22 protein-coding genes and 1 riboswitch are annotated in these 22,563 nt (G+C 73.3%); of the genes, 6 read left to right on the plus strand and 16 right to left on the minus strand.

Annotated features, from left to right (window positions below; translation table 11 throughout):
- Nucleotides 1–15: 15 nt before the first annotated feature.
- Nucleotides 16–1,572: a gamma-glutamyltransferase family protein gene (locus tag ACZ6QO_RS00405; RefSeq protein WP_465846233.1), complete on the plus strand. Its 1,557-nt coding sequence runs from the start codon at nt 16–18 to the stop codon at nt 1,570–1,572.
- Nucleotides 1,573–2,010: 438 nt separating this feature from the next.
- Here the strand turns inward: ACZ6QO_RS00405 and ACZ6QO_RS00410 are convergent, their stop codons facing one another.
- On the minus strand, nt 2,011–3,021 hold the full coding sequence (locus ACZ6QO_RS00410) for an aldo/keto reductase (RefSeq protein WP_465846235.1): 1,011 nt from the start codon (nt 3,019–3,021) through the stop codon (nt 2,011–2,013).
- 97 nt (nt 3,022–3,118) lie between these two features.
- Here ACZ6QO_RS00410 and ACZ6QO_RS00415 point away from each other — a divergent pair, with 97 nt between their 5' ends.
- Both ACZ6QO_RS00415 and ACZ6QO_RS00420 read left to right on the plus strand, forming a co-directional pair.
- On the plus strand, nt 3,119–3,838 hold the full coding sequence (locus ACZ6QO_RS00415) for a TetR/AcrR family transcriptional regulator (RefSeq protein WP_465846237.1): 720 nt from the start codon (nt 3,119–3,121) through the stop codon (nt 3,836–3,838).
- A gap of 80 nt (nt 3,839–3,918) precedes the next feature.
- Nucleotides 3,919–4,875: a cyclase family protein gene (locus ACZ6QO_RS00420; protein ID WP_465846239.1), complete on the plus strand. Its 957-nt coding sequence runs from the start codon at nt 3,919–3,921 to the stop codon at nt 4,873–4,875.
- A gap of 69 nt (nt 4,876–4,944) precedes the next feature.
- Here ACZ6QO_RS00420 and ACZ6QO_RS00425 read toward each other — a convergent pair whose 3' ends face one another.
- Both ACZ6QO_RS00425 and ACZ6QO_RS00430 read right to left on the minus strand, forming a co-directional pair.
- Nucleotides 4,945–5,871 carry a bifunctional 5,10-methylenetetrahydrofolate dehydrogenase/5,10-methenyltetrahydrofolate cyclohydrolase gene (locus ACZ6QO_RS00425; RefSeq protein ID WP_465846240.1) on the minus strand — a complete coding sequence of 309 codons (927 nt, stop codon included), beginning with the start codon at nt 5,869–5,871 and terminating at the stop codon, nt 4,945–4,947.
- A 12-nt stretch (nt 5,872–5,883) separates the two neighbouring features.
- Nucleotides 5,884–5,967, minus strand: a riboswitch (ZMP/ZTP riboswitch).
- Between the two features lie 183 nt (nt 5,968–6,150).
- Nucleotides 6,151–7,122, minus strand: a complete 972-nt coding sequence (locus tag ACZ6QO_RS00430) for an NAD(P)-dependent alcohol dehydrogenase (RefSeq protein ID WP_465846241.1) — start codon at nt 7,120–7,122, stop codon at nt 6,151–6,153.
- A 201-nt stretch (nt 7,123–7,323) separates the two neighbouring features.
- Here ACZ6QO_RS00430 and ACZ6QO_RS00435 point away from each other — a divergent pair, with 201 nt between their 5' ends.
- The gene (locus ACZ6QO_RS00435; RefSeq protein ID WP_465846243.1) at nt 7,324–7,830 is read left to right on the plus strand and encodes a hypothetical protein; all 507 of its coding nucleotides are present in this window, start codon (nt 7,324–7,326) and stop codon (nt 7,828–7,830) included.
- Nucleotides 7,831–7,949: 119 nt separating this feature from the next.
- On the opposite strand, the gene ACZ6QO_RS00440 is transcribed toward ACZ6QO_RS00435, so the two are convergent.
- From ACZ6QO_RS00440 to lanKC, 12 genes are all read right to left on the minus strand, one after another.
- On the minus strand, nt 7,950–8,417 hold the full coding sequence (locus ACZ6QO_RS00440; RefSeq protein ID WP_465846245.1) for a DUF4383 domain-containing protein: 468 nt from the start codon (nt 8,415–8,417) through the stop codon (nt 7,950–7,952).
- A 99-nt stretch (nt 8,418–8,516) separates the two neighbouring features.
- Nucleotides 8,517–9,158 carry an alkaline shock response membrane anchor protein AmaP gene (locus tag ACZ6QO_RS00445; RefSeq protein ID WP_465846247.1) on the minus strand — a complete coding sequence of 214 codons (642 nt, stop codon included), beginning with the start codon at nt 9,156–9,158 and terminating at the stop codon, nt 8,517–8,519.
- 3 nt (nt 9,159–9,161) lie between these two features.
- Nucleotides 9,162–10,037 (minus strand): DUF6286 domain-containing protein, encoded by an 876-nt coding sequence (locus ACZ6QO_RS00450; RefSeq protein WP_465846248.1) that lies wholly within the window; start codon nt 10,035–10,037, stop codon nt 9,162–9,164.
- Nucleotides 10,034–10,531, minus strand: coding sequence for an Asp23/Gls24 family envelope stress response protein (locus ACZ6QO_RS00455; protein WP_465846249.1), 498 nt, complete (start codon nt 10,529–10,531; stop codon nt 10,034–10,036). The genes ACZ6QO_RS00450 and ACZ6QO_RS00455 overlap by 4 nt, the downstream gene beginning before the upstream one ends.
- Entirely contained in the window at nt 10,528–10,719 is a 192-nt protein-coding gene (locus tag ACZ6QO_RS00460) for a DUF2273 domain-containing protein (RefSeq protein ID WP_465846250.1), read from the minus strand. Before ACZ6QO_RS00460 ends, ACZ6QO_RS00455 begins: the two co-directional genes overlap by 4 nt.
- 88 nt (nt 10,720–10,807) lie before the next feature.
- Complete coding sequence (locus ACZ6QO_RS00465) at nt 10,808–11,194, minus strand: Asp23/Gls24 family envelope stress response protein (protein ID WP_465846252.1); 387 nt, start codon at nt 11,192–11,194, stop codon at nt 10,808–10,810.
- Nucleotides 11,191–11,658: an Asp23/Gls24 family envelope stress response protein gene (locus ACZ6QO_RS00470; RefSeq protein WP_465847211.1), complete on the minus strand. Its 468-nt coding sequence runs from the start codon at nt 11,656–11,658 to the stop codon at nt 11,191–11,193. The genes ACZ6QO_RS00465 and ACZ6QO_RS00470 overlap by 4 nt, the downstream gene beginning before the upstream one ends.
- A 153-nt stretch (nt 11,659–11,811) precedes the next feature.
- Complete coding sequence (locus ACZ6QO_RS00475; RefSeq protein WP_465846254.1) at nt 11,812–13,524, minus strand: ATP-binding cassette domain-containing protein; 1,713 nt, start codon at nt 13,522–13,524, stop codon at nt 11,812–11,814.
- Nucleotides 13,521–15,569, minus strand: a complete 2,049-nt coding sequence (locus ACZ6QO_RS00480; RefSeq protein WP_465846256.1) for an ABC transporter ATP-binding protein — start codon at nt 15,567–15,569, stop codon at nt 13,521–13,523. The genes ACZ6QO_RS00475 and ACZ6QO_RS00480 overlap by 4 nt, the downstream gene beginning before the upstream one ends.
- Before the next feature lie 85 nt (nt 15,570–15,654).
- The gene (locus ACZ6QO_RS00485; protein ID WP_465847213.1) at nt 15,655–15,780 is read right to left on the minus strand and encodes a SapB/AmfS family lanthipeptide; all 126 of its coding nucleotides are present in this window, start codon (nt 15,778–15,780) and stop codon (nt 15,655–15,657) included.
- A gap of 37 nt (nt 15,781–15,817) precedes the next feature.
- On the minus strand, nt 15,818–15,940 hold the full coding sequence (locus tag ACZ6QO_RS00490; RefSeq protein ID WP_465846258.1) for a SapB/AmfS family lanthipeptide: 123 nt from the start codon (nt 15,938–15,940) through the stop codon (nt 15,818–15,820).
- 6 nt (nt 15,941–15,946) lie between these two features.
- Nucleotides 15,947–18,664 carry a class III lanthionine synthetase LanKC gene (gene lanKC / locus ACZ6QO_RS00495; protein ID WP_465846259.1) on the minus strand — a complete coding sequence of 906 codons (2,718 nt, stop codon included), beginning with the start codon at nt 18,662–18,664 and terminating at the stop codon, nt 15,947–15,949.
- 530 nt (nt 18,665–19,194) lie between these two features.
- Here lanKC and ACZ6QO_RS00500 point away from each other — a divergent pair.
- Together ACZ6QO_RS00500 and ACZ6QO_RS00505 are read left to right on the plus strand one after the other, a co-directional pair.
- Nucleotides 19,195–19,386 carry a DUF2795 domain-containing protein gene (locus tag ACZ6QO_RS00500; protein ID WP_465846261.1) on the plus strand — a complete coding sequence of 64 codons (192 nt, stop codon included), beginning with the start codon at nt 19,195–19,197 and terminating at the stop codon, nt 19,384–19,386.
- Between the two features lie 306 nt (nt 19,387–19,692).
- Nucleotides 19,693–21,549: a pyridoxal phosphate-dependent aminotransferase gene (locus ACZ6QO_RS00505; RefSeq protein ID WP_465846263.1), complete on the plus strand. Its 1,857-nt coding sequence runs from the start codon at nt 19,693–19,695 to the stop codon at nt 21,547–21,549.
- Here the strand turns inward: ACZ6QO_RS00505 and ACZ6QO_RS00510 are convergent.
- Nucleotides 21,525–22,523: a hypothetical protein gene (locus ACZ6QO_RS00510; RefSeq protein ID WP_465846265.1), complete on the minus strand. Its 999-nt coding sequence runs from the start codon at nt 22,521–22,523 to the stop codon at nt 21,525–21,527. The two genes, ACZ6QO_RS00505 and ACZ6QO_RS00510, sit on opposite strands and share 25 nt — an antisense overlap.
- Between the last annotated feature and the right edge of the window lie 40 nt (nt 22,524–22,563).

Raw genomic sequence — 22,563 nt, forward strand, 5'->3', positions numbered from 1 at the left:
CCGTACAGTTCGGGGATGGCGCACACCAGGTTCGCGACGTCCGGGATGGTCTGCACCATCGATCATCTCGCCTCCGGGACGGGGCTGGCCGTGCTCGACCGGGGCGGCTCGGCGGCGGACGCCGCGATCGCGGCCAATGCCGTGCTGGCCGTCACCGCCCCGAACGCCTGCGGCCTCGGCGGCGACCTGTTCGCCCTCGTCCACGACGGCGACGGCGCGCCCACGGCGCTGAACGCCTCCGGCCGGTCCGGCTCCGGCGCCGACCCCGGCCGCCTGCGCGCCGAGGGGCATGAGCGGATGCCGTTCCAGCACGACATCCGGTCGGTCCCGGTGCCCGGGTGCGCCGACGGATGGCTCGCCCTGCACGCGAGGTACGGGCGGCTGCCGCTCGGCGACCTGCTCGCCCCCGCCGCCCGGTACGCCGAGGAGGGCTTCCCGGCCGGTCCGGCGCTCGCCCCGGCGGCCGGCGTGCTCCCCGGCGTCCGCGGCCCGCTGGAGCCCGGCGCCCTCATCCGGCGGCCCGGCGTCGCCCGGGCGCTGCGAGCGCTCGCGTCCGGCGGGCGTGACGGCTTCTACCTGGGCGAGTTCGGCGAGGGCCTCCTCGCCCTCGGCCGGGACGCGGCGGTCGGCGGCTCAGCGGCGGGGGAGTACGACGAGTCCGACCTGGCCCGCGTGAACGCCGACTGGGTGCGCCCGCTCCGCGCCCGCGCCTTCGGGCACGACGTGTGGACCATCCCGCCGAACTCGCAGGGCTACCTGGTGCTCCTGGCCCTCGCCATCGCCGACGGGCTCGACCTGCCCGCCGACCCGGCCGACCCGCTGTGGGCGCACCTGCTCGCCGAGGCGGCCAGGGCGGCCGGGCACGACCGTCCCGACGTGCTGTTCGACGGCGCCTCGGTGGACGCCGTGCTCGCCTCCGCGGACGCCCGCCGCGCCGGCGTCGACCCGGCCCGCCGGGCCCGGCTGCGCGACCTCGTCGCGCCGGGCGACACCACCTACCTGTGCGTCGTGGACGCCGCCGGCATGGGCGTCTCGCTCATCCAGTCGAACGCCGCCGGCTTCGGCAGCATGCTCTTCGAACCGGCGACCGGCATCAACCTGCACAACCGCGGTCTCGGCTTCTCGCTGGCCGCCGGCCACCCCGCCGAGTACGGGCCGGGACGCCGCCCGCCGCACACGCTCGCCCCCGTCCTGGTCACCCGGCCCGACGGCTCCCTGCGCACGGTCGCCGGCACGATGGGAGGCGACTCCCAGCCGCAGATCCTGCTGCAGGTGCTGACCCGTCTGCTCGCCGCCGGCCAGTCTCCCGGGGAGGCCATCGACGCCCCGCGCTGGCGGCTCGGTCCCGGCGTCACCGGCTTCGACGCCTGGAGCGAGCCCGACGAGGCGTCCCTGGACGTCGAGCAGGGCGCGCCCTGGTCGGACGGGCTGGCCGGTCGGGGCCACCTGGTCCAGGAACTGCCGTACGGGGGTTCGTTCGGGCACGCCCACCTCATCGACGTCCGGCCGGACGGCGTCCTCGCCGGCGCCGCCGACCCCCGCGCCCTCATCTCCAGCGTCGCCGCCCGCTGACGCCCCGCCCGCAAGGCCCACGCTCCTGAACGCTCGGCCCGCTGAGCCGCGCGGCCCGCTGACGGCCGGCCTGTCCGGGCGGCCGCGCCCGTCCAGAATTCTCGGGCGAGGCGGGAACAACAATGCCGGGGACGTGGTTACATGAGTCGTGACCGGTGTGTCCGGTGTCCCCGGGCCTCACCTATTGCCTTCGCGGATTACCGTTCGGCTGGAGCCGCGTTGAGCCTTTCGCCGAGAGGCGACCCGCACACCGGTTCGCACACGTAGAAGGAAGACCCCGCCAGGTGCACCTGGCGGGGTCTTCCGTGTTCCGGCGCCCCGCGCCCTCGGGGGCGTTGCGGGGCGGGGCGCCGTCCTCCTCGGAGGGGTGTGGCCCGCTGTCCGGCGGAGCGGCCTGCGCGGCACGGAAAGCGGCTCCGCCGGACGCGGCGTGCCGGATCAGGACGCGTCGCCCGGCGTCTCGCTGTCGAGGTGGCGCATCTGGGATGTGGCGTACCGGTCGCCGGAGGCGGCGCCGGCGGGGACGGCCCGCTCGATCTCCGCGAGGTCGTCGGCATCGAGCGTCAGGTCGGCGGCGGCCAGGGACTCGGCCAGGCGGTCGCGGCGGCGGGCGCCGATGAGCGGGATGATGTCGTCGCCCTGGGCGGCGACCCAGGCCACCGCGATCTGCGCGACGGTGGCCCCCTTGGCCTCGGCGACGCGGCGCAGCGACTCGACCAGGTCGAGGTTGCGCTGGAGGTTCTCCGCCTGGAAGCGCGGGCTCATGCCGCGGAAGTCGCCCGCCGCCATCTCCCGGTCGGGACGCCAGTGCCCGCTCAGCAGACCCCTGGACAGCACGCCGTAGGCGGTTATGCCGACGCCGAGCTTGCGCGCGGTCGGCAGAATCTCCTGCTCGATGCCCCGGGACAGCAGGGAGTACTCGATCTGCAGGTCGCAGATCGGGTGCACCGCGTGCGCGCGCCGCAGGGTCTCGGCCCCGACCTCCGACAGGCCGATGTGCCGCACGTACCCGGCCTGCACCATCTCGGCGATGGCGCCGACGGTCTCCTCGACGGGGACCTGCGGGTCGAGCCGGGCGGGACGGTAGACGTCGATGTGGTCGGTGCCGAGGCGGCGCAGGGTGTAGGCGAGAAAGTTCTTGACGGCGGCCGGCCGGCCGTCGTAGCCCGCCCAGCCGCCGCCGGGGTCGCGCAGGGCGCCGAACTTCACGCTGATGACGGCCCGCTCGCGGGCGCGTCCGGCGAGCGCGTCGCGCAGCAGCATCTCGTTGTGGCCCATGCCGTAGAAGTCGCCGGTGTCCATCAGGGTGATGCCGGCGTCGAGGGCGGCGTGGACGGTCGCGATCGACTCGGCCGCGTCGGCCGGTCCATACAAATCGGACATGCCCATCAGGCCGAGGCCGAGCTCGGAGACGGCCGGCCCGGTCGTGCCAAGGGTGCGGGTGCGCATGACGTGCGTCCAATCGTGTGACTGGTTACGTTGCTAACGATACGAAGATATCACCGCTACCTTAGCGGCGCTACCTCATATCTGTTAGCTTTGTTTCATGTCCGTCGAGACGCTCAGCACCAGAGAGCGCGTCCTGCGCGCCGCCGCCGACCTGCTTTCCGAGAGAGGCAGAGAGGCGGTCTCCACGCGCGCGGTCGGCGCGGCGGCCGGCGTCCAGGCTCCTACGCTGTACCGGCTGTTCGGCGACAAGGAAGGCCTGCTGGACGCCGTCGCCGCCTACGGGTTCGAGGAGTACCTGTCGACCAAGCTCTCGCTGGAGCGGTCCGGGGATCCGGTGACCGACCTGCGCCGCGGCTGGGATCTGCACATCGGCTTCGGCCTCGCGCGTCCCGCCTTCTACGTGCTGATGTACGGCGACGCCCGGCCGGCCACGGAGTCACCGGCCGCCCGCGAGGCGGAAGGGCTCCTCACCGGCCTCATCGAGCGCATCGCCGCGGCCGGGCGGCTGAGAGTGCCGGTGGACCGCGCGGTGGCGATGGTCCAGGCCGCCGGCGTCGGAGTCACGCTCAGCCTGATCGCCACCGCCCCCGAGCGACGCGATCCGCAGCTGTCCACCCTGACCCGGGAGGCCGTGCTCGGCGCGATCACCACCGGCGGCGACGAGGCCGACGGCGCCGACGGGACCGACGCGATCGACGGAGGCGACCTGGCCGGGCGCGCGGTGGCGCTCCAGGCGGCGCTCCCGCAGGACGACCCTCGCCTCAGCCCCGCAGAACGGGCCCTGCTCACCGAGTGGCTCGACCGCCTGGCCCGGTAGTGTCAGACGCCCTGGAAGCCGGGGCGGGATAGCCTGCCTGCGATGCCTTGGACCACGTGGCCGGAGGAGTCGATGCTGGGATGACGGCAGGGCGGCCGATGCCCGCACAGGACGACGTGCTCGGGTACTTCAGCACGCTGTCGAACTGGGGACGGTGGGGCGACGACGACGAGCTCGGCACTCTCAACCACATCACCGACGACGTCCGGCTGGCGGCGGCGCGGGCCGTGCGCCACGGCAGGAGCGTGTCGTGCGCGTGGGAGGTCGCCGTGCCGGACGACATGGAGCGGTCGACGACGACGTGCCCGTGCGCCGCCGACATGCCGGGCGCCGAGAACATGCCGGCGCCCGGATTCCGCGACGACCGGCGCTGGGGCTTCTCCTCCGAGCGGCTCGGCGTCACGTTCCACGGCAACACCATCACCCACCTCGACTCGCCGTGCCACATCTACTGGGACGGCACGATGTACAACGGGCGGTCGCACTCGTTGGTCGACGCCGCCACGGGGTCGTCGTGGGCGTCGGTCACGGCGGCGGCGAACGGCATCGTCACGCGCGGTGTCCTGCTGGACGTCGCCGGGGTCCGCGATGTGCCGTGGCTGGAACCGGGGCAGGGGGTGTATCCCGACGATCTGGAGGAGGCCGAGCGCCGCCAGGGTGTGCGGGTGCGCTCCGGCGACGCGGTACTCCTGCGCACCGGCCGCGGCCGCGCCCGGCACGAGGCCGGTGCGGCCGGCGGTTTCGCGCAGGCCGGGTGGCACGCGTCCTGCCTGCCGTGGCTGCACGAACGGGAGGTCGCGCTGATCGGCGCCGACACCCCGCAGGACGTTCTGCCGTCGGGGTACCCAGAGGTGCTGATGCCGGTGCACGCCGTGAGCCTTGTCGCGATGGGTCTGTGGATGCTCGACAACTGCGACCTGGAGGCGTGCGCGGCGACGGCCGCCGGGCTCGGCCAGTGGGACTTCCAGCTGGCGGTCGCGCCGGTCCGCTTCGCCGGCACGTCCGGCAGCCCGGTCAACCCGATCGCCACCTTCTGACCGCGGCGCGGCGCGACCGCCTGGGGCCGCGACCGCCTGACGGCCGCGACCGTTTGGGGCCGCGAGCGTCTAAAGACGGGGGGTCGCGCTCGCGCGTTCCGCGGCCGTGACGGCGTTGCGGAACAGCATCGCGACGGTGGTGGGACCCACCCCGCCGACCCGGGGGGTGATCGCGCCCGCCACCCGCGCGCAGGACTCGTCGACGTCGGGCAGCAGCCGCCGCCCGGCGTACCGCACGCCGCCGCCGATCACCACCGAACCCGGTCTCACATGCTCGGGGGTGATGATGCCCGGCACGCCCGCCGCGGCGATGAGGATGTCGGCGCGCAGGGTGTAGCGCGGCCAGTCGGGCACCCCGGTGTGCACGACGGTGACGGCGGCGTTCGCGGTCGGGCGTTTCTGCGCGAGCAGCATCGCCAGCGGCCGGCCGAGGGTGGCGCCACGGCCGAGGATGACCACCTCCCTGCCGGCCACCGGGATGCCGTAGTGGGCCAGAAGGGCCTCGATGCCGGCAGGGGTGCACGGAAGCGGCCCCGGCAGGCCGAGCGCCAGGCGTCCCATGTTCAGCGGGTGCATGCCGTCGACGTCCTTGTCCGGGTCCATGGACAGCAGCGCGCGGTCGTAGTCGAGATGCGCCGGGACGGGATGCTGCACGAGCAGCCCGTGGACGGCGGGGTCGGCGCTGAAGGCGGCGATGGCGGCGTGCAGGTCGGCCTGGGTGGCGGACGCGGGCAGGTGCTCGTGCGGCGAGATGAAGCCCAGTTCGGCGGCCTTGCGCTGCTTGATGCGGATGTAGCCCGCGCTGGCGTCGTCGTCGCCGACCAGGATCGTCGCGAGCGCGGGCGCCACTCCGCGGTCCTTGAGCGCGGACACGCGCTCGGCGACGTCGGCGAAGATGGCCTCCGCCACCGGCCCGCCCGCGAGGACGCGCGCCGCCGATTCGGGCTCGCCCGCCTGCTGGGCGGGCGCGGGAGAGTTGTCAGGGAACGGGGACATGTCACTCCTCGCCGTGGGCGCCCAGGCGGTCGACTCCCACGAGCAGGCTCCCCGATGGTCGTTGCCATCCCCTTGCCGCCAGTCGCCTGACCTCCAGCATGCCCGATCCGCGCCCTACTACGCGACCGGCGCGGTCACGGCCGCACGGGCGGGCAGGGACAGGCACGGGTACGGGCAGGCAGGGAGAGGCGCGGCCGGAACGGACAAGTGTGGGCCGGCGCGGACAGGTGCGGCCGGGACGGACACCGGTGACGCGGTTCCGCCGCCCGTGCGACGGACTCAGGACGGATGGCCGACCGTGATCACGACGTTCCCGATCTTGCGCCCGGACTCGACGTACCGGTAGGCGTCGAGGATCTCGTCCAACGGATATGTCCGGTCGATGACCGGACGGAAGTCGCCGGACTCGATGAGCTCTTTGAAGTGCCGCGCCATCGCCGGGTCCTGCTTCGGCAGCGGGAACAGGACCTTCTTGCCGCCGAAAAGCGCGGTGGCCAGCGCCAGGAACGGGTTCTGCCAGAAGAGGCCGAGGTCGGAGGCGATGTAGACGCCGCGCGGTTTCAGCAGCCGCCTGCACCGGCCGAACGTGCTCTTGCCGACCGCGTCGATGACGACGTCGTATCGCCGCTCGTCCCTGGTGAAGTCCGTGGCCGTGTAGTCGACGACCCTGTCGGCGCCCAGTTCTTTGACGAGTTCGACGTTCTTCGTGTCGCAGACAGCGGTGACGACCGCGCCGGAACTCTTCAGCAGCTGGACCGCCGCCGAGCCGATGGCGCCGGTCGCGCCGTAGACCATGACGTCCTGCCCGCTTCGCACCTTCGCCGCCGTGATGAGGGAGAGGGCGTAGTGCGAACCCTCGGTGCTGGGCGCGGCCTCCTCGTAGGTCAGGCCCTCCGGCATGGCCGCCAGCGCGCCGTTCTCGGGAATGACCATGTACTGGGCATGGGCGCCGAAGGTGGTGTCGTTGTATCCGAAGACCCGGTCGCCGGGCGCGAAGCGCGTGACGCCGTCGCCGACCGCCTCGACCTCTCCGGCGAACTCGTTGCCGAGGACGGTCAGCCTCGGCCGGATCGGACCGATGACGGCCCTGTAGAAGAAGGGTTTCGCCGCGCGTAGTCCGCAGTCGGTGCGATTGACCGTCGTCGCGTGGACTTTGACGAGCACTTCGCCGTCTTTGACCGCCGGTTCCGCCACCTCGGCGATCGCGACCACTTCCGGTGGACCGTACCTGCTGCGGACCGCGGCCTTCATGACTGGAGTGTAGCCACCGGTTCGCCACGGCGCGGCGCCCTTTCGCGGTGTGAACGGGACGCCGGCACCGGCTGCGGCGGGGCGTGTCACGCCCGCGTCACGCCGCCATGACGTCCGGTGCCTCATGGTGAAGCCACGTGGCCTCCTCGACGGAGAGGCGACGGCAGATCCGGAGCAGCAGCGACGAAAGGGGACCGCGGAATGAAGAGGACCATTCGGCGGGGACTCGTCGGCGTACTGGGCACCTGTTGCCTGACCGCGACGCTTCAGACGGCGGTGAACCCGGCCCGCGGGGATGCCATGGGCAAGACGACGCAGGCCGTCAGCGCTTCGAGCGGCATCGGAAACGACGACGGCGACCGCCGCAGAGACCGGAGCAGCGGCAAGAGCAGAGAACGAAGCCGAGACGACCGCGACCGTGACCGGGGCCGCGGCAGCGGCAAGAGCCGGGAGCGTGGCCGGGAGGACCGTGACCGCTACCGCGACCGTGACCGGGACCGCAGCAGCGGCAAGAGCAGAGAACGTGGCCGCGAGGACCGCGACCGGGACCGTGATCGGGACCGGGGCCGCGGCAGCGGCAAGAGCCGGGAGCGTGGCCGGGAGGACCGTGACCGCGACCGTGACCGCGATCGCAGCAGCGGGAAGAGCAGAGAGCGAAGCCGAGACGACCGCTACCGCGACCGTGACCGCGGCCGAGACCGGTTCTGACCGGCACTACCACAACTAGACCCGGTGTCGTGGCCGGATGACCTGCGACAGGTTGACGCCGCCCGGTGGGAGGTCGTGTCCCACCGGGCGGCGTCCGCCCATACACCTTGTCCCGGCCGTCAGCCGGGGAAGGGGCCTCTGCCCGCGAAGCGGGGGCGGCCGTGGCGGGACAGCGACACGCCCAGGGCGATCATGATGACGCCGAGCAGGAAGTGCAGCCAGTTGTCCGCGCTGTTGAACGGGACGAAGTTGGCCGTGCTCTCACGCCCGACCAGCAACCCGTAGATCCACAGCAGCAGGTAGATGACGCCGCCCCAGACCAGGAAGTTGCGGGCTCCGGTCCAGCTGCGGGCCATCGCGAGGCCCGCGACGCCGAAGATCAGGTGCACGATGTTGTGCAGGGTCGACACCTGGAACAGTCCCAGCAGGTGGGCTCCTGAGTCGTGCCCGGCGAACTTCATGGCGCCGTAGTCGGTGGTGATGCCAGGGATGAACCCGAGGACGCCGACCGCGAGGAAAACGATGCCGACGACGAACGCGGCGGTCTGCAGCGGTGTCCGGGTCATCTGACGCGTGTGCGCGCCCATGACGCCTCCTGCGTGAATCTTGCTTGCTGTTGTTGTGTGGTGGTCGGTCGGTGGTGGAAGGGAACATCGCCGGGGCCGGCGCGCCGGCCCCGGCCGGCGTCAGTGGTGCGTGCGCACGGTGTGCATCCGGACGGTGGCGGGCAGGCGCTCGGTCTCCAGGGACCGCCGCAGCCGCGCCACCGCGCGCTGGATACCCTGCTGGGCGGCGGCGGGGTCGGACTCGTCGGGCAGGACGACGGCGAGCGTCAGGCTCGGCGCGGCGGGGGCGCCGCCGAGCCGGGCACGCACCCGTTCCGCGGGCGTCCCGCGCCTGCGGGCCACGCCGTGCCCGGCGGCCGCCGGGGCGGGCTGTTCGCCCACGGCCGGGACCTCGTGCATGGCGTGGATGAGATCGTCCTCGATGGCCTCGGCAGCGGCCCGGGCCGACAGGTGCGTGGCGCCGTGCCCGGGGTCCTCCTCCAGGTCCAGGTGGCGGATGGTGTTCCTGCGCGCCTGGAGGAACAGCCAGCGCAACGCGAGCAGCACGACCACGAGCGCGGCGATGGCGAGCGCGGGCCAGAACCAGGCGTTACGGGCGGCGAACGCGGCGACCTGGCCGGAGACGACCGGTTCGCTCCGTCCGCCGAACAGCCCGAGGCCCTTGGCCAGCGCGGCGAGGCCGGCCAAGAGCAGGATCAGGCCGACGATCGCCAGCCCGGTGCGGTTCACGCGGGCGTCGTGGCGGGTGTCGAGGCGGCTCACCGTTCATCCCCCCTTCCGGCGCACGTCGACCCGTACGCGCATGGGCCTCAGCGGGCGCAGTTCGGCCAGCCGGCCCTCGACGGCTTGACCGACCTGGGCGGGCAGCTCCACCGGGTCGCGGAGCGGGGTGGCGACGCTCACCTCCGCGCGGCGCCGCCGCAGCCGCACCCGCGCGCGGGACACCCCGTCCACCGCCGAGGCGACCGCGGCCAGGTGGCGGCGCAGCCCGGCGCGGGTGATGCCGGTGACCGTCTGCGGGTCCTCGGACGCCAGCGCGACCAGCCGGGCGCGCCCGGGGCTCAGCGCGGCGTACAGGAGCAGGAGGCCGAGCAGGCAGGCCACGACGGCGGTCGTGAGCGTCGCCGGGTCGTCCCAGCGGGCCCGGCCGAGCGGGGCGAGCCACGACAAAGTGGGCATCCGCGGGTGTGCGCGGGCCGCCGCCGCCACCGCGCCGACCAAGGTGACGATGCCGGCCGCCGCGAGGAGCAGGGCGACCAGGGTGGCGGGCAGCGTCCGATGCGAGCGGAACGCCCGCGCCGCCGCCCTGCGCCGCGCCCGGTCGCCGGACGGTCGCCCGGACTCGACCTCCGGCGCGCCCATGTCCACGTCATACGCCGCCGCCGCCGGCGTCCCGGCCGGCTCGTGCCGCGCCATCGCGCCGACCGCGGGCTCGTACGCCGGTGCCTGTCCGGCCTGTCCGCCGGTCGCGGACTCGTAGGCCGGTTCCCACCCGGCCTGTCCGCCGGGCGTGGGACTGTTCGCCGGGTCCTGTGCGACTGGTCCGTTCGCCGTGGGATCGTATGCCGAGTCTTGTCGCGGCGGCCTGTTCGCCGGGGGTGGCCGGATCGGGTCGTGGTCGCCGGGGGCTGGTGTGGTCACTGGACGCGCCTCCCTTGTTCGGCAGGGTGGATGAGCCGGGCGACGTCGATGTCGACCTGCCGCGCCTCTAGACCGGTCAGCTCCCTGACGCGGGTGACGACGTGCTCGCGCACCCGGTGGACGACCTGGCGGATCGGCGCGGGGTAGACCACCGAGAGGGTCACCCGCAGGATCGCCAGCCCGCCTTCCACGTGGCCGCTGACCCGTGGAGCGGCCTGCTCGGTGTCGCGCCCGAGCGGCACGCCGAGCATCCGCGGCGCGGCCCCGCCGACCTGCTCGACCTCGCGGACGGCGTGGGCCGCGATCCGCTCCAGAACCCGGTCGGAGATGTCGGTGTGCCCCCGCGCCTGCGGGGACGCGACTTCCCCGGCCGGTGGTCCGGCGGCGCCGGACCCGGCGTCGTGCCTCCCCGCGGCGGGAGGCGCGGCCGTGCCAGAGCCGCCCGGCGCCGGTCCGCCCGCGCCGGGCATCGGGCGGTTCGGCTCGGTGTTCATGTGCGTCTCCGGCCGCCCATCAGTCCGCTCATGTCGAGCTCACCGGTCATCGCGCGGCCGACCAGGAACCCCAGTACGCCGAGCACGAGGACGACGAGGAACGCCGTGAGGCCGCCGACGATCACGGCGAACCCGAGCGCGGCTCCGAACAGCAGTCCGACCGCCGGCCATAGACGGTTCTCTTCCATTTCGCTCACCTTCCACTGTCCACTTTCTAAGGGGGGCACTCCCTGTGCGGCGGCGCACGCCCGCTCCGGCCGCGCCGCCGCCCGTCCCTCACCCGCCCGCCTCCGCAGAGCGGTCCGTCTCGCCCCGACCGGAGCGGTCCGTGTCTTCTGGGCCCTCGGCGGTGACGGGTTCGTCCCCTGGCAGGGCGATGTCGTCGATGCGGACGTGGACCGGCAGGCCGGGTGCCAAAGGTTCGACGGCGGCGCGCACGTCCGCCGCGATCTCGGCGAGCGGTCGTCCGTACCGGGCGACCACGGCCACCTCTATCTCGGCGTCCCGCACGGCCACCCCGGCGACCGTGCGGCCGGCGAGGTAGGTGGCGATCGGCCCTCCGGCCAGGGAGGCGACGTCCGGGCAGCGTTCCGCCGCCTGGGCGATGCGGTCGGCCAGCCGCTCCACCTCGGGCTTCTCGCGGACGCCCGTCGGCGAAGTCATCGGACCCTGGCCTCCTGGGGCTCGGTGGTCTCCTCGCCGGGCAGGTGGAGGTCGTCCACGGTGATGTTGACCTCGGTGACCTCCAGGCCGCACATGTTCTCCACGGCGTCGATCACGTTCCGGCGGACCCCGGCCGCGAGGTCGGGGATGGACACCCCGTACTCGACGATCACGTCCAGATCGGCCGCCGCCTGGCGTTCGCCGACCTCGACCGCGACACCCTGGGTGCTGGCCGTGCCGCCGCCTCCGGTGATGGCCTCGCGTACGGCGCCCAGCGCCCGGGACATGCCCGCGCCGAGGGCGTACACCCCGGACACCTGACGGGCCGCCATGCCCGCGATCTTGGCCACCACGGTGTCGGCGATCGTCGTCCTGCCGTGCTCGCTGACGAGTTCGGCGTTGCCCCGATGCGCCATCGGCCGGGCGGTCGTGACGTCGGGCGCCTGGGTCTTCGTCTGGTTCATCTGTGTGCTCACCTCGTTGCCTCCGTTCCAGCAGGACTGGCCTGCGTCGCCGAATAGGAAGGCACAACCGGCGTAAGTGAGCACGTACCCGTGAATAGGGAGATATATGGTTATTTATGGCAAATGTCTGATTAGCTGCGTGAGTCGTCGGCCTCAGGCGTCCGCGCCCACCGGAGCCTCCCACCGGCCCATCAGGTCCCGGTAGAGACCCGAAGCGGCGACCATCTCCTCGTGCGTCCCCGCCAGCGCCCGCGTCCCGTCCATGACGAGCACCCGCTTGGCGCGCAGCGCGGAGGTGAGGCGGTGGGCGATCACGATGAGCGTCCCGCCCCGGGCGGCGAACGCCTCCTCGGCCCGCGCCTCGGCCGCCGGGTCCAGATGGCAGGTCGCCTCGTCGAGCAGGATCAGCCGCGCGGGCGACAGGTAGGCGCGGGTGAGCGCGATGAGCTGCCGCTCTCCCGACGACAGCTCGCCGGGGTCCACCTCGGCCGCGTAGCCGCCGAGCCTGCGGGCAAGGTCCGCCATGCCGACCGCCTCCACCGCCCGGTCCAGCTCCGCCTGCGAGCGGTCGCCCGCCAGGTAGGTCAAGTTCTCGCCCAGCGTGCCGCGGAACACGTAGGCCTCCTGCGGGATCAGGACCCGGGCGCGGCACAGGGCGGCGCGGTCCATCTCCTCGACCGCCACTCCGCCGATGAGCACCCGGCCGGCGCTCGGGCGCAGGATCCCCGCCACCAGCGCCGCCACCGTGGACTTCCCGATGCCGCTCGGCCCGACGACGGCGACATGGTCGCCCTCCGCCACCGTCAGGTCCAGGCCGGACACGACCGGCTCGGCTTCGGGACCGTAGGCGAAGCTCACCCCGCGCAGCCGTAGCAGCGTGCTGTCCGGCGCGCCCGCGCGGCCGGTCGCCGCCGCCGGGGGACGGGCGCTGGTCGCCGTGATGCGCTGGAGCGCCGTCACCAGGCGCACGCCGTTCACCCCCGCACCCTGCACGAGACTGCCCAGGGCCGGGGTGAGCGACTGGGCGACGTAGGTGAGCGTGCCGAGGATGATCCCGGCGGTCGCGCCCTGCCGTACCAGCGCGGGCGTGGCCACCAGCACCAGCAGGATGGGCAGCCAGCCGCCCACGGCCAGCGAGACGGTCCGCACGGCCGTGAGCCGGGCCAGGGTCCGGGTGGCGCGCGCCTGCCGTTCGACGTCCCGCCCGACCTCGCCGGCCACGCGGTCCTCGGCGCCGCACGCCGTGATGTCCCGCAAGCCCTCCACCATGGCGGCCAGCGACGACGCGGTCCGCTCCTCGGCCAGGATGAGCTCGCGCTGCGCCCGCGCCATCGCGGGCAGCGAGAGCGCGAACATCGCCAGACCGGCGGCCAGCGGCAGCAGCACCAGCGGCAGCACGGCGCCCATCAGCGTCAGCACGCCGAGCACCACGCCGGTCACCGAGAACAGGAACGACCTGACCACGGCGATCACGGCTCCGAAGGAGTCGCGGGCCAGCTCCACCTGGCGGTTCGTCCGCGCCACCGCGGCGCTGTCGGTGCGCAGGCCCGAGAAGGCGGCCCGGTGCAGCGTGCCGTCCACGACGCGGCGCATCAGTTCGTCCCTGAACGGTTCGACGATCCCCGCGATCGCCAGCAGCACCTGCCGCGCGCCGAGCGCCGCCGCCAGCCAGGCCGCGCCCAGCACGGCCAGCCAGGCGAGGCCGGTCACCGGCCGCCCGGCGGCGAAGCCGTCGTCCAGGGCGCGCGCGATGGCCTGCCCGGAGACGAACGACGGCGCCGCCTCCGCGAACGACCAGCCGATCAGGCGCACCAGATGGCGCGGACGCGCGCGCAGGGCCTGCCACAGCAGGTCGCGGACGCTCATGTCCGCTCCGCCACCGGGACGCCCCGCGCCACCCGCGCGGCGGAGGAGGCGGCGTGCTCATCCGGGTGTTCCTCCGCACGGTCCCCGCCCGTCCCGGCTCCCGCCTGAGTCGGCGGATCGGGCGGGCGCGTGCGGCCCGCCGCCGCGGCGGAAGACGATGGCGGGCCGGGGGAGCGGGCCGGGCCGGCCACCACGGCCGGGCCTCCCAGGACCTCGGGACTGGGGGCGTCTGCGGCGGAGGGGCCGGCGACCTGGAAGACGGCGCGGTAGGCGGGGTCGCGCCACAGGACCTCGTGCGTGCCGCGAGCGCGGATCCGTCCCTCCTCCAGCCAGACGACCAGGTCGGCGCGCGCCGCCGTCGTGGCCCGGTGGGCGACGATCACCCTGGTGCGGTCGCGCAGTTCCTCGGTGAGGGCCCTGGCCACCTGGTACTCGGTGACGGTGTCCAGGCTGGAGGTGGCGTCGTCCAGGATCAGCAGCCGGCCGCCGTGGGCGAAGGCCCTGGCCAGTCCGACGCGCTGGCGCTCGCCGCCCGACATGGGGGCCTCGTCCACCGGGGTGTCGTACGAACGGGGGAGTCTGCGGATGAACGGGTCGGCCGCGGCGGCGCGGGCGGCGGCGACGGCCGCGTTCGCCGGGCGTCCCACGGCGATCGCCTCGGCGAGCGTGCCGCCGAAGAGCACCGGCCGTTCGAACGCGTAGCCGACGGCCTCCCGCAGGGCGGCGCGGCCGAGCCGGCGCAGCGGCACCCCGTCGAGCAGCACCTCGCCCTCGTCGGGGTCGACCAGCCGCCCGGCCACGGCCGCGAGCAGCGACTTGCCGCTGCCGGACCTGCCGACCACGGCGAGCGCGGCGCCGCCCGGAACGGTCAGGCCGATGTCGTGCAGCGCGGGCCGCCCGTCCACCCGCACGGTCACGCCGCGCAGCTCCAGCCGTCCCCGCTCCCCGGCCGCGGCATCCTCGGCGAGAGGTTCGTCGTCGGCGTCGGCGAACAGCGGGGCGTAGGGGAAGTGCGGGTCGTCCCGCGGGGCGAGGCGGGCGTCGCCGTAGGCCACGGCGGGCCGGTCGAGGACCTCGCGGACGCGCCGGGCCGCCGAGCGGGCACGGGCGAGGCGGTTCAGGTAGCCGAGCGCCGAGCCGATGCCGGCGCCGAGGACGGCGTACCGGGCGGCCGCGAACAGGTCTCCGACGCTCATCGCGCCGGCGGCCAGCCGGAACCCGCCGACCCCGATGACGGCGATCTCCAGCAGCGGCACGACGATGGCCGCCTGTACGCCGGCGCGGGCGTTCACCCGCCACAGGGCCATGCCGCTGGCGTGCAGGCGCGGCAGCGGTCCGAGCACGCGCCGGACCTCCAGCCGCTCGGTGCCGGCCGCGGCGACGGTGCGCGCACCGGACAGCGCGTCGATCAGCCGGGCCGCGATGTCGCTCTGCGCCTCCTGGTAGCCCGAGGCGACGGCCGTGCTCTTGCGGAGGAACGCGCGCAGTACCACGCCGATCAGGGCCAGGCCCACCGCGAAGGCCACCGCGGGCCAGGGGTCGATGAGCGTGAGCGCGACCAGCGAGCCCGCCGCGGGGACGAGCAGCGCCAGGGCGGTGATCAGCGCCTCGGGGGCCGCCCCGACCTCCTCGGTGTTGGAGCCGGCGCGGGTGACGAGGTCGCCGGCGGAGAAACGCCGGGAGACGGAGGGGCCGACGCCGAGAATGTGCCGGACGACCCGCAGGCGAAGCAGGCGCGAGGCCTGGGCGCCGCCCGCGCCGGCCGCGAACACGGCCACGGCGTCGCACGCCACCATGACGACGACGAGCGAGACGCAGTACAGAAGGGGGCCGCCGGTCAGAACCGGGACGCCGGAGAGAAAGGAGTCGCCGGCGAGATGTGAGTCGCCGCCCTGGCCGCCGGGAGCGACGAGGACGTCCACCGCCGTGCCCAGGGCGGCCGGGAGCAGCAGCTCGACGACGGCGCCGCACAGCGCGGTGAAGGCGTACACGGCGGGCCACCGGCCGCTGCGGCGGAGCACCTCGAAGAGAAGCCCATCCGACATGGCAAAGGTTTCCCCTCCGAGGTTCGCGGGAATGGTGAGGCCTGGAGCGGCCGGGTGAGGGCCGCCCCAGGCACTGGCACAGATGTCAGCTGCAGAGGATGCTGAGGCTGCTGTTCTCGTGGGGGGTGCAGCCCACGAGGCTCAGGACGCTGCCGCCGCCGCCACCGTGGCCGCCGGGGATCTCCATGTCCTGCAGGTCGAGAAGCGCCATTCCAGTCACGCCCTTTCCGTTTGCCTTGGGTCTGATATCAGGTGCAGAGGATGCTGAGGCTGCTGTTCTCGTGGGGGGTGCAGCCCACGAGGCTCAGGACGCTGCCGCCGCCGCCACCGCCGGTCGGGAGCTCCATCTGCTGGAGGTCGAGGAGAGCCATTGACGATCACCTCCTTCCGGTGTTCGTCGGGTTCACCGCTTCGGCGAGATTGCCGGAGGGCGAGATCAGGGGCACGGTCACCGGCCGGTCGTGCAGCACGGTTCCCAGTGCGAGAAGGACGCCGGCCGTGCCGGTCGCCAGGTCCATCGACAGCCGCAGCAGCTGGTTGCCGGGGAAGGCGAGCCCGCCGCCGTAGGGCATGGCGTGCCAGCCGAGCCGCGTGACCTGGCCGGCCACCTCGGGGGAGTCGCGGTCCACGCCGGGCCGCAGTCCGAGGGCCAGGGCCGCGATCATGCCGGCCCGGCCGGCGAACAGGCCGGACTGCACGTAGTACTCCAGGGTCGCGACCGGGGCGATGTCCGACAGCGCCTGCCGGAAGCCCTCATCGTCGCGGTGGGCCAGATACCGGGCCAGGACGACGCCGATGCCGGCCGAGCCCTCGTCCAGGTAGGGGTTGGTCCGCCAGCCCTGTTCCACCTGGAGCTGCCCGTCGGAGCGTTGGGTGCAGCGGCGCAGGTCCTGCCGCAGCGCGACGTCCGCGTGGTCGAGCATCCCCGCGTCGCCGGTCAGCTCGTACGCCCGCAGGAACAGCAGCGCCGGGCCAGAGGAGCCGCGCATCAGCCCGGCGTGCGGCCTGCCGCCTCCGCTGATCTCCGGCACGCTGTCGACCGAGCCGAGGCGGGCCGCCACCATGTCGACGATCTGCAGGGCGGTCGCGGTGAGCTCGCGCTCGCCGGTCGTCGCGCCAAGGTGCAGCAGGTTCAGTCCCATGCCGGACAGGCCGGCGTACAGGCTCTGGCCGAGTTGATCCCACTTCTCGCGCAGGCACGAGGTGACCAGCTCCAGGGCGTCCTGTCTGCGGCCGAGCGCCTCGAAGGCGTAGGCCACGCCGTGCAGGCCGTCGTAGAAGCCGAGGCCGGTCCCCGGTTTCGGCGCCATGGCGCGTTCGCGCAACCAGGTCTCGTGCTCGGGGAACCGTCCCGCGCCGGTCTCGGCGAGCGCGTACAGCACGCCCGCGGCGCCGTTGGCCAGGTTGAGCCCGCCGCCCGGCTGGAACTGGGCCGCGTCGCCGGGGAACAGCCGGTCGGAGCGGTCCGGGGTCGCCGAGGCCAGGATGGCCCGGTGGGTCGCCTCCCGGATCGAGTCCCAGGAGGCGCGGCCGGGCATCGGCAGCTCGCGCATCGCCTTCAGGGGGTGGACCGGGGAGGCCGCGCGCGCGGGAGTGGTCCCGGTGGGCGCCGCGGAGGCCGGCGGCTTCGGCGCGGGCGTCTCCGGTACGGAGGGGGACGCCGGCGCGGTATCGGCCAGGCCGGGGTCGCCGCCGAGGATCGTGCGCACGGCCTCCTCGACGAAGGCGTGCGGCACCGGGAAGGTGCCCCGCACCAGCTCGGCCAGGTGGATGACCTTGGCGCGATGCAGCGGGATCAGCACCGTCGACATCGGGGCGAACAGGTTCAGCCGCATGCAGGCGAGGGCGTACTGGTCGGCCGCGATGCCGAGCCGGTCCCGGGGCGGGCAGAAGCCCGGATGGGCGAGGGTGGGGCGGGCCTGGTTCTCTGCCAGGCTGGCGACCTCGAAGTCGATCAGCACGACGCGGTCGTCCTCGACCAGGACGTTGAACGGGTGCAGGTCGCCGAAGACGACCCCGCGCCCGTGCAGCGCGGTCACCGCCCGCTCCACGCGGGCCAGCATGTCGAGCGCCCAGTCGGTGTACTCGGCCGCGTCCTCGGGGGTGAGGGTGGCGCGGGTCAGGGGGTGCCGGTGCACCGACTCCTGGCTCAGCGTCGTCCCGTCGATGAACTCCTGGACCAGGAAGTGGTGCTCGCCGAGGACGAAGTAGTCGTACAGCGCGGGGACGCTGTCCAGCCCTTCCAGGCGGCGCAGGATGTCGGCCTCGTGGCTCAGGCGGGCCACCGCGTCGCGGCCGGCCGCGTCGAGCCCGGCATGCGGCCTGGCCTCCTTCAGGATGACCGTGCGGTCGTTGAGGGTGTCCTTGGCCTGGTAGACGCCGCCGCCGTTGGAGAAGTGCAGTACCTTCTCGATCTCGTACGGCCGGCCGGCGAAGGTCACCGCGTTGCGGGCGTCGAGGTGCGGCTTGAGGAAGTCGGGAAGGGTCACCCAGGACGGCGGCGAGAAGGACGGTCCACGCTTGTCGGGCACCAGGGTGCCGTCGGCGTCGGCGATCGCGAGCACCCGGTCGCGGTTGGGCGTCAGGCAGTAGCGCTCGGCGAACCCGCCGTACCGCACGTACAGCGGACCGTCGCCGTAGCGCAGGTCGCTGAGGATGTACGGGCCGCGGACGCCGTGCAGCAGCTCGTCCAGCTCCTTGAGCACGAGCTCCAGCTCGGCCTCGTCGGAGGGGTAGATCGTGACCAGTTTGCCGCTGCTGCCGCGCTCGGCGTACTTGGAGTTGAGCATCATGACCACGCGCGGCCCGCGCAGGAACTTGAAGCTGAGCCGGCGGCCGACGCAGTAGTCCCAGATCGTGGCGAGCGTCTTCTCGGCGTCGTCAAGGCGGGCCGAGACGTGAATCTTCCACCCTTGGAGGGGTAGGGAGAGATCCTCCGGGCCGTAGTGCAACCAGGTGTCGGTGGCGCGATGCTGCCAGCCGTCCGGCACATCCCTGCCCGCTATGGGAAAGTCGGGATACTTCGTGCGCTGGTTGTCAAGGGTGTCGTAAAACAGTGGATCGGCGAGGCAATAGATCTCGTACCTGTCGATCACGTCTCGCACCCCTCTCTTAGGCCGGTCGCGCTGAGCGCTAAGAGGAGAATTACGGATAGCCCCAGCCATGCCTAGTGACCGGACCCATAGCTCGCATATGTCAGTGTCACTATTCGTTTCGTGATAACTGTCATACTTACGGAGCTTGACCAGTGGATCTTTCAGTGCCACTTTTGTCGATGACATCGGGAAAAATTACGGGTTGACACGCTTTGCCGAGCCGGGCGGGTCGTCCGTCGCCCCATGAGCTGGGCGTCCGCCGACGCGCCGGCCGTCCGGCGGGTAGGGGACGGTCCCGGCGTCGTAGGGCGATAGCCTGGGCATATGTAGTGATTTAAGGGTTTTTGGCCGACATGTCAGGTTGTTCCGGACAGCACCGTATCGCGGGACGCCGCCCGCGCGCCCGCACAATGCAGAATGTCGTTCGGGTTGCGGGCAAAGACTCGGGCATCGCCGGTCCGGTGGGGCGGAATGTCGGGTTTCTCGACCGGCGGGCGGGATAGGAACTACGTCGCGACAAAGGGGGAAGCATGACGCAGGTGGACTTCATCCACGTTCAGAAATTCCTGTCCGGCGTTGACTACCCGGCGACGAAGGAACAGCTCGTGGAGCACGCCAAGCAGAAGGGCGCGGACGAGCAGGCGATGGACGCGCTGCGGCGGCTTCCCGACAAGGAGTACGAAGGACCGAACGGCATCAGCAAGGAGCTGGCCAAGTCCTGACCACTTCAGTCAAGCGCCGGGCGGCCATTGAGACTCTGATTCGTCCCGCCCGGCGAGGCGTTCCGCCGCCCCGGCGGCGCCAGGAGGCTCAGGCGGCCCGGTCGCCCGGGCGGATGGAACAGCTGATATCCGGACGGAACCGGTGATCGGTGAGCCGCGTCGAACCCGTGATCGTCCGGCCGGCGGGCCCGCGAACGGCGGGGCCGTGCGCGAAGCGGGGATGAACCCGTGAGGCACCGGCCGCGTACCTCAGGGTGTCGCGCCCGCGCACGCCCGTCATGAACGCCGTCATGGAGGAGACCTCTGTTGGCCGGTTCCACCGATCTCAGCCCGCTGCGCGCCGAGGCGAACGGCCCCTCGTCCTTCTCGTACGCGCGCGGGCCCGGCGGCGCCCAGGCGGCCCCGGTGGACTTCCGCCTCCCGTGCAACCCGTACTTCCCCACGCCCGAGATGTTCGAGCTTCTCGGGCGCAACGCCGCGACCGTCCTGCGGCACCACCCCAGCGACGCGGACGCGGTCGCCGCCGAACTGAGCGCGGTCCTCGGCCTGAAGGCCCAGACGGTCGTCATGGGCAACGGGACGAGCGAGCTGATCACCTGGATCGACCACCTGCTCGTCCAGGAGAGCCTCGCCGTCCCCATCCCCTCCTCCGGGCGCTGGACCGACCAGCCCTTGCACACGGGCAAGCGCGTCGACATGTACCCCCTCCAGGAGGACCAGGGCTTCGCGCTCGACGTCGAGGCGTACGCGCGGTTCGTCCGCAAGCGCGGGTCGAGGGTGGCGGTGATCTGCAACCCCAACAATCCCGACGGCGGCCACCTGCCCCGCGCCCGGGTCGTCGAGCTCCTGGACTCCCTCTCCGACCTGGACCTGGTCGTGGTGGACGAGTCCTACGCCGACTCCGTCGACTCAGAGGCCGTCCCGAGCGTGGCGGGCGAGGCGGCCATCAGGCCGAACGTGATCGTGCTGCGGAGCCTGGACAGGGCGTTCGGGCTGCCCGGCGCCCGCCTCGGCCACCTGGTCGCCAACCCGGCGCTCGCGGACAGGATCCGGCGGACGCTGCCCCGGTGGAACCTCAACTCCTACGCCGAGTCGCTGGTCTTCATGCTCAGGGACCACATGCGGGACTACCGGGAGAGCCTTCGCACCGTGGCGGAGGACCGCCGGTCGATGTCCCAGCGGCTCTCGGCGCTGCCCGGGGTCACGGTGTACCCGTCGCAGGCCGATTTCCTGATGGTGCGCCTGCCCGAGGGCAAGGACGGCCAGGCGCTGACCGAGTATCTGCGGTCTGCGCACAACCTGCTGGTGCGCGACTGCGGCGACAAGCTGGGCTCCAGCAGCGACTTCCTGCGGCTGGCGGTGCGTCCGCGAGAGGACGTGCAACGCCTGGTCGACGGGCTGCACTCCTACCTGTTCTCCGTCGGCAACGGCCGGGCCGCCGCCGCCATCGGCGCCGCCTCCTACCCGTCGTCGCCGTCCCCCCTCGCGGACGCTTATACCCCCTCGAACTCGTCCTTCCAGGGGGACTCCTACGCGTCGCCGTCATCCCGGCCGGAGGCGTACACGTCCTCGGCCTCGCGCGCGGACTCCTATGCGACGTCGGCCTATCTGGCCGAGCCCTCCTCGGCGACGCCGTCCGCCTACCTTTCCGCGACGCAGGCCCAGCCCTCCTACTCCAGCGATCCCGCCCCGGGCTCCTACCGAGCGGAGACCGCCGCCTCCTCCTACACCTCGGCCTCGGCCTCGTATCGGACGGAGCCGACATCGGCCTACCGGGCGGAGCCGACGTCGGCCTACCGGGCGGAGCCGGCGTCCGCCTACCGCACGGACCCGGCCCCGTCGTACTACCGCGCCGAGCCCTCCTCCTACCGGGCGGAGCCGGCGTCCGCCTATGGCGCGGAGCCGGCGTCCTCCTACCAGTGGGAGGTGCCCTCGGCCTACCGGCGCGAGGCCCCGGCGGGCTCCTCGTACCGGCAGGAGGACTCCCAGGCCGGGCCGGCGCGCACCGACCCGTTCGTGGTGGGCAGGGACGACCCCAGGCACGGCCGCCTCGACCCGCTGGACACCTCGACGAGGTGGACGTTCGACGAGAACACCGCGCCCTTCGACGCCGTGCTCGGCACGCGCGCGGACGGCGTTCAGCGAGGGCGGCCTGCCCGGTAGACCTGCTTGGTGAGCGCGGTCAGCCGGGCGGCGGAGCCCGCGTACGAGGAGCCCGCCGGCTGGAGGGTGAGCACCACGACGATCAGCCGGTCGCCCGCGCCGACCAGGCCGGTGGTGTGCAGCACCGGGCGGACCAGGTTCACCGGCGGCCGCACGGACGCGCCCACCGTCCCGGCGCCGTCCGCGGACGCGGCGTCCGCCGCCGCGGGAACCGCGGCTTCGGGCGCGGCGGGGGGAATCGCGGACCCGGGCGCCGAGACCGAGAGCGTGGAGCCGGACGCGGCGGCCGGGGAGCCGCCGGCCCGCGAGCCCGAGCAGGGCACCGCCGGCGTGGCGCCGTAGCCGGACCACCCCTGCTTGACCGCCCACGGCCGCGGCACGGCGCTGGGGATGCCGAAGTACTGGTCGAAGCGGTCGCTGGCGCACCGCGTGGCCTGGCGCAGGTGGCCGAGGATGAGGCCGCGGGCGCCGGCGTCGGCCCGGTCGAGCAGATATCGGTAGGTGCGCACGACGTCGGAGGCGCTGAGCGCGGTGTAGCCCCAGAAACCGGGACGGGAGGCGGGCGGCGGTTCGGTGTCCCGCAGGCCCAGCCGGCGCACCACGCGGTCGATGATCGCCCGCTGGCCTCCGCGCCGCCAGAACGCCGACGCGGCGTCGTCGTCGCTGGAGCGCAGCATCAGCTTGAGCAGCGCACGGTCGGCGGCGGGGATCGCCCGGCCGGGCTTGCGCGACTCCAGGTAGTCCAGCGCGATGAGGATCTTGACCACGGAGGCGGACCGGAAGCGGCTGTGCACATTGCGGGCGAGCGTCGTCGTGCGCGTCTTCCGGTCGAAGACCATGTAGCTCGCGGTCGTGCCGGCCGGGACGCGGGGGACGGCGGGCGCCTCGGCGGCGCTCGCGGCGTCGGCCGCCCGCGAGGGCAGGCATGCCATGGTTAGCGCGGCGGACAGCAACATCGTCAACGGTCTGAGCATGTACGGCATCATGCGCACGATAGCGGTAATAACGGTTTGA

This window comes from Sphaerisporangium sp. NPDC049457, assembly GCF_055586705.1.

Excerpts from the sequence above, each read along its gene's own strand:
- ACZ6QO_RS00405 (WP_465846233.1), top strand. The coding sequence starts at position 16 with ATGGCGCACACCAGGTTCGCGACGTCCGGGATGGTCTGCACCATCGAT.
- ACZ6QO_RS00410 (WP_465846235.1), bottom strand. The coding sequence starts at position 3,021 with ATGCGCACCCGCACCCTTGGCACGACCGGGCCGGCCGTCTCCGAGCTC.
- ACZ6QO_RS00415 (WP_465846237.1), top strand. The coding sequence starts at position 3,119 with ATGTCCGTCGAGACGCTCAGCACCAGAGAGCGCGTCCTGCGCGCCGCC.
- ACZ6QO_RS00420 (WP_465846239.1), top strand. The coding sequence starts at position 3,919 with ATGACGGCAGGGCGGCCGATGCCCGCACAGGACGACGTGCTCGGGTAC.
- ACZ6QO_RS00425 (WP_465846240.1), bottom strand. The coding sequence starts at position 5,871 with ATGTCCCCGTTCCCTGACAACTCTCCCGCGCCCGCCCAGCAGGCGGGC.
- ACZ6QO_RS00430 (WP_465846241.1), bottom strand. The coding sequence starts at position 7,122 with ATGAAGGCCGCGGTCCGCAGCAGGTACGGTCCACCGGAAGTGGTCGCG.
- ACZ6QO_RS00435 (WP_465846243.1), top strand. The coding sequence starts at position 7,324 with ATGAAGAGGACCATTCGGCGGGGACTCGTCGGCGTACTGGGCACCTGT.
- ACZ6QO_RS00440 (WP_465846245.1), bottom strand. The coding sequence starts at position 8,417 with ATGGGCGCGCACACGCGTCAGATGACCCGGACACCGCTGCAGACCGCC.
- ACZ6QO_RS00455 (WP_465846249.1), bottom strand. The coding sequence starts at position 10,531 with ATGAACACCGAGCCGAACCGCCCGATGCCCGGCGCGGGCGGACCGGCG.
- ACZ6QO_RS00460 (WP_465846250.1), bottom strand. The coding sequence starts at position 10,719 with ATGGAAGAGAACCGTCTATGGCCGGCGGTCGGACTGCTGTTCGGAGCC.
- ACZ6QO_RS00465 (WP_465846252.1), bottom strand. The coding sequence starts at position 11,194 with ATGACTTCGCCGACGGGCGTCCGCGAGAAGCCCGAGGTGGAGCGGCTG.
- ACZ6QO_RS00470 (WP_465847211.1), bottom strand. The coding sequence starts at position 11,658 with ATGAACCAGACGAAGACCCAGGCGCCCGACGTCACGACCGCCCGGCCG.
- ACZ6QO_RS00475 (WP_465846254.1), bottom strand. The coding sequence starts at position 13,524 with ATGAGCGTCCGCGACCTGCTGTGGCAGGCCCTGCGCGCGCGTCCGCGC.
- ACZ6QO_RS00480 (WP_465846256.1), bottom strand. The coding sequence starts at position 15,569 with ATGTCGGATGGGCTTCTCTTCGAGGTGCTCCGCCGCAGCGGCCGGTGG.
- ACZ6QO_RS00485 (WP_465847213.1), bottom strand. The coding sequence starts at position 15,780 with ATGGCGCTTCTCGACCTGCAGGACATGGAGATCCCCGGCGGCCACGGT.
- ACZ6QO_RS00490 (WP_465846258.1), bottom strand. The coding sequence starts at position 15,940 with ATGGCTCTCCTCGACCTCCAGCAGATGGAGCTCCCGACCGGCGGTGGC.
- ACZ6QO_RS00500 (WP_465846261.1), top strand. The coding sequence starts at position 19,195 with ATGACGCAGGTGGACTTCATCCACGTTCAGAAATTCCTGTCCGGCGTT.
- ACZ6QO_RS00510 (WP_465846265.1), bottom strand. The coding sequence starts at position 22,523 with ATGCTCAGACCGTTGACGATGTTGCTGTCCGCCGCGCTAACCATGGCA.